The following is a 10,667-nucleotide window of genomic DNA, read 5'->3' as shown; positions in this document are numbered from 1 at the left end:
CAGCTCGTCGATGAGGATTAGGCACGGAGAGGCTTCCTCCAGCACATTGCGGAAGATCGCGTTGCCAGGCGCTTCACCTCTACCATCCGCTTCCATGACGTGGCGGTGATAGACCATGGGGTCGATCTGGAAGGCCAGTTCCCCCCAGAGCGTCGAAACGCTGGCGCCGTTTTCCTTCTCGACCGGCTCCGTGCCCCATTCCTGCCCGTCGAAGACGAGCACGCGGGCGTTCGTGGGGATTTCGACGCCGGCCAAAGCCTCTCTGACGCCGGGCACCGCGAGCGACGCTTCCGGGTTTTTGATCAGGTGGTAGAGCGTGAGCAGGGCGTGCGTCTTGCCGCCGCCGAATGGCGTTTGCAGCTCGGTCACAGAGGGGCCTTCGCCGCCGTTGAGCCGGCTGGCGACGTCCCGAATCGTCTGCTTGAGGTTCTCGGTGAAATACGTGTGCGAGAGGAAGCTCTCCGGCCGGAGGTATTCGTCGCGCGCCGCCCCGGCATGCACGCCGCCAAGGGTGGCCGCGAAGAGCGACTCGTCGATCGTTGCCGGATCTTGGAAGGCGTCGTGCGGTTCGCAGACCTGCCACCAGTAGGGGAGCTGCCCTGGCGCCGCCTGCCGAGTAGAGCTGGCCGCCCGCGCAGGCGCCGCGGGCTCCTCCTCGATCTTGAGCACTGCCCTGCGTATCTCCTCGACTTCATCGGCCTCTGGTTGGCCTGCCGCCCTCAGCACCTGGACCATGGAATAGAGGCTGTGCGCCACATCGTCCGCCGGGAGGTCGCCCGAGCGCGGGTGAGCGTGCTCAAGGCGGGCCGCCGCAGCCTGCTGTAGCCAGGAACGCGTCTTGTTGAAGTCTCCGAAGACGCCGGCGAAGGCGCGGTCGAACTCCTTTGTCACGATCGGCACGAAGTGGGGCGCGTCCAGGAAGTCGAGCTTGTCCTTCTGAGGGTTGCGCTCGATGTCTCGCCTGAGGTTGCCGCGCTGCGCGTCGTTGAGGTGCTTGAGGACGCCGTCCTCCCACCAGCGGCTGGGGTAGACGGCGATGAGCTTCTCGCGCACGAAGCGGCGCATCGCGTCGGTGTAGAGCTTCAGGCCCTGGCCCAGGGCGGCGTAGTTGCTCTCGACCATCTTCGCCTCCTCAGACCCCCGGCAGGCGGCGCTCCTCCCCCCCGCTCGGGCGGCTGGCCGCCGCGGCGGGGACGGCTGCGCTCATGACGCTGCTGCTCAAGAGGCCGTTGACCAGGCGCCGGTCTTCGTCGCCGTCCGGCAGGCACTCGGCGACCGCCTGCCCCAGCGTGCGCAGCGCCTGCCAGCGCGTCTCGCCCAGGTCGACGCGGTACTTCGCCAGCTCCTGCGGCTTGTTCTGGCCCCAGAGCCAGGCGGTGCGCTGCAGCTGGTCGATGAGCGGCGCCGGCCGCGCCGGCGTGCCGATGCCCAGGTCCTCGTCCTGGGCGCCGCGCTCGCGGATGCTGCGCAGCTTCACCAGCTTCTTGCTCTTCTCGCGCGACTCCGCGGCGATGGCGTGCGGCCGCACCACCTGGCCGTAGTCGGCGCCCGTCGCCAGGCAGAGGGCGATGGCCTCGCCCGCCTCCAGGGGCGCGCGCGAGTAGCTCCACACCCAGGTCACGTACTGCCGCGTGACCGGGTCGATGAGGCCGAGGTCGGCGCCGTGCAGCACCTGCTCCAGGGCGACGGTGGTCGACTCTCGCCGCACGAGGTCGAGGAAGTCGCGGACGGTGACCTCCGTCCCGTCCGGGCGCATGACCTTCTCGTAGCGGCCGAAGACGGAGAGGGCGGGGCCGATGGCGCTGATGAAGAAGTCGGCGCCGCGGATGCCCTTGCTCCAGAAGTAGAGCAGGCGCTCTCGGATCACGGGCCGCATCTCGGCCATGACGTCGGCGAGGAAGGCCTCGCCGGCGTCCTCGTGGCGCGGCCGGCAGGCCATCCAGACGGAGGTCGCGAGACGCGCTTGTTCTAATCCTGAGACCCTCGCCTCGCGCTCCGTATCGAGCGGCCAGGAGGCGTCCGGCACCAGGCCGGCGCCGAGCAACCCTTCGATGATCGTGGACCAGGCGTCCGGGTCCGTGTGGGCGAAGACGACGCCGACGAGGCCGCCATCGATGAGGGACTTGCGCATGGCGGCGAAGGCCTGGGCCATGCCCTTCACGTAGTGGCGATGCGCCTGGGCGCGGCGGTCGCCGCCGCTGTTGCCGTTGGCGTAGACGTTCATGACGACCTGGTCGCGTTTGGGCGTCAGCGGCAGCGAGAGCAGGTCAGTGTGCAGAGCACCCACAGAGCGTTTCAACCAGACATAGAAGAAGTCCGACAAGTCAGCGTAATTTATGGCGTCATAATAGGGTGGATCGGTAATGATGGAGTCTAGCGTGGGTGCCCTCGGTTCTCGAACATCTCGAATGCGCACGGCGGTTGGTAGCCCGAACCCGAGGCCGTCAAGCGCATCCGCGCTGCGGGACAGGTACGATATCCAACCTGCTCCGTCTGTGCAGAATGGGTTTGATTCGGCGTAGTCCCAAACCATGGGGAGTGCCTGACGAGCAAAAGTATCGACCACTCCACGGCCGCCCTCGGCATTCAAACGACAAAGCGTACTGCCGAAATCGGCGGCCTTGTCCACTGCCAGCCCAAGGTACGTCGCGACGGCCTTGGCGTAGTCGGCGTCGAGGCCGCAAGCGAGCATCTCGGCGTGGGCTTCGCGCACCAGGCGCGCGAAGGTGGTCAGCGCCAGCAGCTGACGGGCGTTGAACAGCTGCCACCACTGCTTGATGCCGAAACCGCGGCCACTGACCAAGTCCGGGATGTCGGGCATCGGCTCGTCCGGAACAAGACTCAGGTCGCCGCTGTGGCGCGCCATCCGCTCGTGCAGCTCTTGCGTTGCCTTGGCAAAGGATGCCATGTCGTCGGGCCGGTCGGCCCTGTACCGCTTGCCGCCTCGTCCTTCCAAAACGACGGCAGTGAGCGCAGCGCCCATCTTGCCTTCGCTGGACAATCGTCGAATCGTTTCGCCTTTCGCCACTTGCCTGCAGAGGAGGCAGACCGTGTCGCCGCGCGTCGTGGTCGCCTCGGCGGGGTCGCCGGTGACGTCCGGCCCCTCCACGACCTCGAAATCGACGCGGTTGTGGGCGCGGTCGAGGACGGGCCGCAGCGCCACCTTTTTCCTGTCCTTGCGCGCCAGCCAGTACTGGCGGATGAGCGGCATCTCGGCGCCGCAGTTGGGGCAGGGGACGGTGCGGCTCCAGAGGTAGGCGACGGGGACGCTGCCGTCCGGGTCGGGCGGGTAGAACTGGGCCAGCTCCTGGCGGGCGCGCTCGAGCATCCAGTTGCCCCAGTAGCGCACGTCCGTGGCCAGCGGGTTCTTCTTGTAGGCGGCTACGAGGTCGCCGTCGAAGAAGCCCTTCTGGGGGCCGGAATCGGCTGCCAGATAAATGTACTTTGGGACGTCGCGGCTGTTGGGCTGGCCGTACTTCTGCGGGTACTCCACCGTGCCTTTGAGGATGAGCACGGCGACGGGGTTGAGGTCGCTTGCCTCGACCTCGCAGCCGAGGCGCAGGGCTTCGAGGGGGATGGCGCCGCCTCCGGCGAAGGGGTCGAGCAGGCGCGGCGGCTTGCCGCCGTTGCAGTCGAGGATGCGCTGGCGGGCGCGCTCCAGCAGTTGCCGTCCGGTGAGGCCGCTGCCGCCTTTCTCGCGCGGGCGCACCACCTGGTCCGGCTTGCGCACGGCGTCCCAGCTGGCGAGGTCGGCGACCTCCTTCAGCAGCTCCTCGCGCTCGGGGCCCTCGCCGGGGTCGTCGACGAGGGAGGCGTAGATGAAGGCGCGGCAGGCGGCGAGGGGGCGGCGCGCCCACCAGATGTGCAGGGTGGAGATGTGGCCGTGGCGGACGTTCTTCTCGCGCCGGGAGTGCTCGGAGACCTCTTCCAGCGGGAAGGCGACTTCGATCAGGCGCCTGCGACGCGTTTCCGGCATGGGTTAGCTCCGTCTAGAATTGTGAAGGCGCTGAAGACTTTGGCCCAGCCACATCTTCTGTCCGCCTATCAGTTGATGGAATACCAGCTTCACACTAGCCCGGCAGCGTTGGATGATCCGGGCTGCTTTGACCTCGTGGCTGGGGACGAAGACAACATATTCCAGACTTTGACGAAACCCGTCCGGACTCGTTCGGAGAACGACCTCGTCGTACGCGTCCTGAACCAGCTTGCCAAGCAGACCGCGGCTCATCTTGTTATCCGGAAGCTTCAGCCGGTTGAAGAAGTTAACGCTTGGATTGATCGTCGTGACTGTGCCCGTCACGAGCCCCTGGGCGCTTCGACTAGGTGCCACAGCGATGAGTGAAATCCCACCAGACCGAAAACTCGGCAGCGACGACAGTACCTGCTGAACTCGCTGATTGAGCGGAAGATTATTCGCTTGGGCATACTTTAGGACCATTTGCCGAATCTGGGCCCCCGTGAGATTCGTCGTGGATGCAAGCACACGGATCTTATAAGGGAGGCAGGAGGCGGCGTGTTCCGGCCATGGCGGCCCGGGTAAGTTGAAATAGACCTTGCTCCCACAGGAGCAAGAGAAGAAGTAAACGATGTCTCCACAGTCTGGGCAGGTCGTCTCCCAGATGCTGGTCTCGCAATCCCAAGCATGCGTCGGGACGGGCATGCTTAGTCTCCGCGGGCCGGTTCAGCGACCTGGTCGAGCTGGTCGGCCCTGATCAGGTACTCGACCACGCGCTCGACGGGCTGAATGCCTTTGCCTACCGGGTCCTGGACGATCCGCAACTGTGGGTCCGAGAGTGCGTAGTTGACCTCGTAGATGTAGAACTCCTCCCGCATGCGGTGGGCGGTCTGCCACTCCGTGTAGTAGAGGATGACGTCGCCGCTCGATGCGTGGCCCTTGACTTCGATGTAGCGCACGGAGCCATCAGGCGCCGTGCTCTTGACGTCATAGCCGACGCCGGTCTTGTGGACGTCCTCCGGCTCGCGGCCCTGGTCGCGCTCCCATTGCACGACGAAGTTCATCGCCGCCAGCTCGATGTCGGTCATATCGCCGCCCATGCCCGTTTCCATTACGCGCGGCACGGGACCTGGGATGACTGCGGCGACACCGACCACCTTGGGGGTCTGGATGGCGGTGACGCGGCGCCGCTCCAACAGGGCGCGCCGCTCGCGCAGCTCCCGCGTCAGGGCGTCGATCTGAAGGTTGGTGGTCTGAATAGCCAAGCGCATGTCTTTGCCCTTGGCTTCCTCTTCCTGTTGGCGTTCGAGCCGCGCCTGGAGCTCGGTCAGGCTGTCCTGGACCGACTGCTCCAGGGCGCGGCGCACGATGGCCACCTGCCGCTCCTGCTCCTGCGTGACCTCTTTCAGATACTCCTCGGCGTAGAAGCGAGTCGCTGCCGCGATCGCGCGGTCGGCGTCGGCGCGCTCTACCAGGGACGGCGGGACGGCAGGGGCCGTTTCGCTTGGCGGCAGGTCGAGAAGCACGCCTGGGGCGACCGCTTCGAAGGCTTCGCCGCGCTGCCGCAGGGCCATCAGGCGCTTGTGGACGACTTCCTGCGCCCCGTTGACGACGCCGGTTTCCAACAGCCAGACGAGATAGGGCTCGCGCGCTTCCTTGTCGATGAACGTCGTCCCCTGGGCAAGGGCCGGCCTTCCATGTTCGAGGATGCGGTCGACCACGGCGTCGAAAAGAGGGTGGCCCGGCGCGACGAACTCAGCCGGTGGGTCCTTGCGCAGGCGCTCCTTGCGGAAGGTGATAACCCGGTTCTCGGCGCCGAACTCGCCGGTGTTCGAGGCCGCCACCCTGCGCCGGAGGTCGGCCGGGACAAACTCGAGGCGCCAGTCGCGGTCCGAGCCCGGCGTGAGGCGGCCGCCGCAATACCTCAAGGCATCGACGAAGAAGCCTTCGACGAACTCAGGCGTCAGGCGGCGCTCCTTGGAGTCCCGCAGCTCACCGTTGATGAAGGCCATGTCGATGTGCGGCGTCGCGAGTGCCTCGGCAAGGGCCTCGCGTGCAGCAGCCTTCGAGGACTCGCTGTCCAGGAAGTCGAACTCGGCGAGGATTTCGTCTTTCGAGCGCCGGCCGAGGATCGCTTCCTTAATAAGCACGTCCAGCCGAACCTGCCCGCTCTCCAAGACACCGGAGATGACGTCATAGACTTGGTCGTGGCCCAGCGACTCCCGCATGCGCTGGAGCTTGTCCATGAGACGGATGAGGACCTCGCCCTCACGCGTGGTCTCCGCGACGAGGTTGTAGACATTGACCTCGTACTCCTGGCCGTAGCGGTGGATGCGCCCCATGCGCTGCTCGAGCCGGTTTGGGTTCCAGGGCAGGTCCCAGTTCACCATCACCCGGCAGAACTGGAGGTTGATGCCTTCGCCCGCGGCGTCCGTCGCGACCAGGAACTGCTTGTCGCCGCGGAAGTCTTTCTCGGCGGCGATGCGGTCCTGCAGCTTCATGCCGCCGTGAATGTAGGTTACGCTCTTGCCCCACTCCTGCAGTTTCCGTGTCAGGTAGGTCAGCGTGTCCCGGTGCTCCGTGAAGACGAGTATCTTCTCCCTGCTGTCACGAACCGTCTCGTTGTGAATGACGGTTTCGAACTCGCGCAGCTTGCGCTCCGTCCCCACTCGCATCGCCGCGTCCGCTTGCGCTACGAGGCGGTTCAGGAGGGCAATCTCCGCTTCGAGCTCCTCGGGCGTGCGGGCCGTCGAGGCGCCGGAGAGAGCGGCCTCCTCCTCTTCTGTAAGCTCGAAGAGGTCCTCGTCCTCATCGATGTCCACGTTGATGTCAGGCTGAGCCGTTACGCGCATTCCGCGCCGCCGAGATTCAGCCAGCGCCTCGGTCAAACGGTCGCGCCGCCGTTCGAGGCTGCGCGTGATCGCATAGAGAGAGGAGGCGAGCCGGCGCTGGAGGACGGTCATAGCCAGGCCGACATTGCGGTTCCTCGCTGATTCGGCCTGTTCCAGCCCCTTCGCGACGTAGTCTGTGACGGCGTCGTAGAGCTGCTGCTCATGTGTATCCAAGGGATAGGGCACAGTAGCCACATGCCTGGGCAGGAACAGCGGCCGGCCGTCGAAGTCCCGCATCGCTTCTTTCATCCGGCGGAGGAAGAAGGGCGACTCCTGATTCTTGTCCAGCGCCTGGCGCATGCCAGCCAGGGAGGCGAAGACCTTGTCGTCTAATAGCGACATCAGCAGCCGGAAGTTCTCGTCGTCGCCTCGGTGGGGTGTCGCAGTCATCAGGAGCAGGTGCTTCGTTCTCTTCGCAAGGCTCTCCGCCAACTGGTAGCGCTGGGTCTTATCGATTTTGTTCGCGTACCGGTAAGCGGAGAGCTTGTGGGCCTCGTCGAAGATGATCAGGTCCCAGGTGGATTGCTCGAGACCGGGCAGAATGTGCTCGCGCGTTGCCAGGTCAATCGAGCCGACGACGAGGTCGTTTTCGATCCAAGCATTCTGCCCGAAGGCCCCGGCCACCACATCCCCTGTTACGAGAACGAAGCGCTGGCGGAAGCGCTCCCACATTTCGCGGCGCCACTGGTCAGTTAGCGCCTTCGGGCATAGGACTAGTACACGCCTGATCTCGCCTCGCTGCATCAGCTCGCGCATGAGGAGCCCGGCCATGATTGTCTTGCCGGCACCGGGGTCGTCAGCCAGGAGAAAGCGCAGCCTTGGCTGACTGAGCATGTGCTTGTACACCGCGTCAATCTGGTGGGGTAGAGGATCGACTTGGGACACCGAGACCGCGAACTGAGGGTCGAAGGCGTGAGCTAGATGCGTCCGTAGGGCTTCCGTCGCGAGACGGAAAAGGCGCGGCTCGGCATCAAAGCGGTATGTGCCGCCACGGACCTCCGACACGAGGTCCCGGAATTGCTCGACGGTCAGCGTCTGGTCGGAGTACCGCGAATCGACGACACCTACGGCCCGAATGCGGATGGAGTTACCGTTCACGGACGCGCTAAGGACCCGGACCGGGCCTGACCAGAACGGGCCGGCGAGCACGGTGTCCTGAGATGGCAGTGTTACGCCTTCGGTCGCCATCTGAATCGAATCTTAGGCGAAGCACAGCCGTCCCGAAAGTGAAGCGAGTACTGGCGAGGCATCAGTCAGTCCACATGCCTGCCGAAGAATAGCCAATTCCCGCCATGATCTCCCACTAGGCACCGCACACCGGATACCAACGGCGAAGCAACCGGTCCGTTCGCTTACCCTTCGCTCCTACCCGCGCTTCAAGTACCTCACGGGTCGGGCGCATGACTTGCCGGCGCTCCCAACGGCTGGTCGAACCCGGATTTCGAACCCACCTGCGCCAGATGAACGAGTCTCGCCTGCAGTGTCCCGATGCGTACACAGAAAAGTTGGTCGGCCAGCGCTCCCGAGGCGAAACGGCCCGAAGTTTCCACCCTACCCTCCCCTTGGATCGGTTCGAAAGCCTGCCGCAGCGGGTACAACGCGAGGCGCCAGTTGACGCGGCATCGTTAGCCTGCGACCTGCGACTTCAGGCAGTCAGGGCAGACGTCCGCCCGGGGCCTCGACGCGGGCGCCGCAAGGGCAGCTCTCTCCTGGGAGGTAGCGGCTTGACAGCCGCCGCGTGCTTGACTTCGGCCCCCCACTAAGCGTGTGTATGGCACGACCTCAAGAAAGGAGTCGTGCTCATGACCGCAATCGCCTACCTCGACGAAACCGCCTCCGGCTGGGACCGCACCCTGTACGCCTTCCTGGCCGAGAAGCATCGCCGCTCCGGCTCCCAGCGCACCGTCCAGGCCTACTCGCGCATGCTGAACGAGTTCTTCGGCCGCGCCGCGAAAACGCCCGACCAGGTCACCAGCGACGACGCCTTCGCCTGGGCATACGGCACCGCCCTCGCCGGCAAGGAGCCCTCCTCGATCACTATCGCCGCCCGCCTCGCCTGTCTTAGCAGCTACTACCGCTTCCTGATCAGGATGAAGGTCGTCGGTTCCAACCCCTGCGACGCCATTGAGCGCCCGCGCATCTCGCCCTCGAACCCCAGGGGCCTGACGGCGGGCGACATCCGCCGCCTCCTCGCCGTGATCACGCCGAGGCCGCCCGCCGGGCGACCAGGCCCGTATTGCCCCCAACCTGCGGGAGGAGCTGCGGCGGCGGGCCTTTCAGCTCGGCGCGGACGCACAGGCCTACCCCCTCCAGGGCGCCCAGTGCCGGTCGGACCTGCTCCGGGCCCTGGACCAGGCCTACGACACGCGCGCACCGGCAGGTTTGCTTGTGCGTGAACCACGGCAACGGGCAGCGCCAGGACCTCCAACGACGTTCGTGAGCTTCGCTTCCTCCAGCCAACGGGTTCAGGAGCACGCTGCGGCGACCATCACGCCGCCTAAGCGCACCGATCAAGCGGGTGAATGGAGTGGGGGAAGGAGGGCCGGAGCGGCCGCCGCAAACGCTATGACCAACGTATATCTGTGGTCAGCCGGTAAGCTTCAACGACGTATCTCACACCAGAAGCGTTGGCGGTATATCGCGAGTTCCTGTGGGCGACCACAATGCCACCCACTGTGGGCCGGATCAACAGGTCGTCCTCGTGTCCAAGGACCGTTAGGACGGCGCAGACATCACCCAGCTCAATTACCTCGATCACGGCATGAGGAGGCGGTGCGATGTCTCGATTGGAAACGTCGAGTGCCAGACCGAGGCTGTCTCGATGTGCCAGTTCAATCACCACATTGAGAGTTGGAGAGGGGAATTCGTCGACCGCTATCTCACGAATTGAACTGTCCGTCCGCCGATCACGTAGTTTGACGGGAGGATTGGATGCCAGAAGGTTCTTTGAATCATCGCCACGCCGAATTGGTGCCACCCTCGAAAGTCGGCCAAGGGGACGAGGCGCCCTTGCAGACGAGGGCGCCTGCTCGTGGCTAGGCTGGTGCGAAATATGTTCCCATCGGCGTGGTACGAGGTATGCGCCCCCATCATCAATCCGCCTACGTCGAAATATATGTGTCCGGGATTGCGGTGGAACCAAGCGATCTTTCTCTTGAAACCATCGATTAGTTCCGCTGTCGCTAGCGCACCCCGCACTCTCAACCTCAGGGCAAGGAGTCAGTCTTCTAACGGACAGGTGAAGGAGACTTGTCTAATTGGTGGAGACGGGGGGGAATCGAACCCCCTCAACTCCAAACCGGTCCGGTAGTTCTCCCGCACAGGGTCCAGCAGCACTGGGGCGCGTTCGCGGTGGCTTGGGCAGCCTAAGAGCTGTCGCTCCTCTCCTCGTCGATGAACCCTCGCCGCCAGCCTCACGAGGACACGCTGCGACTCCTGCGCCTGATCTGGCGCGAAGGTGACGTCCGCGAAGTCCGAATCCCGGCACATCGCAAATTTGGAGGTGTCGCAGCAGGCTGGTTTGACTCGCCCTCCAAGCTTGCGCAGGCCATAACGGAGTGGGACGGCTTCGGAAACATCTTCTTCACTCTTAATCCGGTCCATCCAGACCTGATCGCTCGTTCCAACAACCGCATTACTCGACAGCGCGAGACAACTCCAGACGGGGAGGTAACTCGCCGGAGCCTGCTCCTCATCGACATTGACCCCGACAGGCCATCAGGGATCAGCAGCACTGACGCAGAACTGGCCGAGGCGCGGCGGGTCCTCGATGCGGCCCTGGCGTTCCTGACCGACAGCGGGTGGCCCGAGCCGCTCGTGGC

General features: G+C 65.0%; 5 protein-coding genes. 2 read left to right on the top strand and 3 right to left on the bottom strand.

Translation table 11 applies throughout. The annotated features are described in order from the left end of the window. From VNN10_13650 to VNN10_13640, 3 genes are all read right to left on the bottom strand, one after another. A partial coding sequence (locus tag VNN10_13650) for a Swt1 family HEPN domain-containing protein (protein HXH23063.1) occupies positions 1-1,122 on the bottom strand: 1,122 nt, incomplete at its 3' end. Positions 1,123-1,132: 10 nt separating this feature from the next. Next, the gene (locus VNN10_13645; protein HXH23062.1) at positions 1,133-3,976 is read right to left on the bottom strand and encodes a DUF1156 domain-containing protein; all 2,844 of its coding nucleotides are present in this window, start codon (positions 3,974-3,976) and stop codon (positions 1,133-1,135) included. Between the two features lie 686 nt (positions 3,977-4,662). Beyond that, positions 4,663-8,034, bottom strand: coding sequence for a helicase-related protein (locus VNN10_13640; GenBank protein ID HXH23061.1), 3,372 nt, complete (start codon positions 8,032-8,034; stop codon positions 4,663-4,665). 614 nt (positions 8,035-8,648) lie between these two features. Between VNN10_13640 and VNN10_13635 the strand changes: the two genes are divergently transcribed. Both VNN10_13635 and VNN10_13630 read left to right on the top strand, forming a co-directional pair. Beyond that, positions 8,649-9,242, top strand: a complete 594-nt coding sequence (locus VNN10_13635; GenBank protein HXH23060.1) for a site-specific integrase — start codon at positions 8,649-8,651, stop codon at positions 9,240-9,242. 997 nt (positions 9,243-10,239) lie between these two features. Continuing rightward, positions 10,240-10,667: hypothetical protein (locus tag VNN10_13630; protein ID HXH23059.1), on the top strand; the 428-nt coding region annotated here is incomplete at its 3' end.

The sequence above is a fragment of the Dehalococcoidia bacterium genome (genome assembly GCA_035574915.1).
Taxonomy (GTDB): domain Bacteria; phylum Chloroflexota; class Dehalococcoidia; order DSTF01; family WHTK01; genus DATLYJ01.
Note: the sequence above shows the minus strand (reverse complement) of the source record. Positions and strands in the feature narration are given on the sequence as shown.

Coding starts and splice junctions, on each gene's coding strand:
- VNN10_13635 (HXH23060.1), top strand. CDS start 8,649: ATGACCGCAATCGCCTACCTCGACGAAACCGCCTCCGGCTGGGACCGC.
- VNN10_13640 (HXH23061.1), bottom strand. CDS start 8,034: ATGGCGACCGAAGGCGTAACACTGCCATCTCAGGACACCGTGCTCGCC.
- VNN10_13645 (HXH23062.1), bottom strand. CDS start 3,976: ATGCCGGAAACGCGTCGCAGGCGCCTGATCGAAGTCGCCTTCCCGCTG.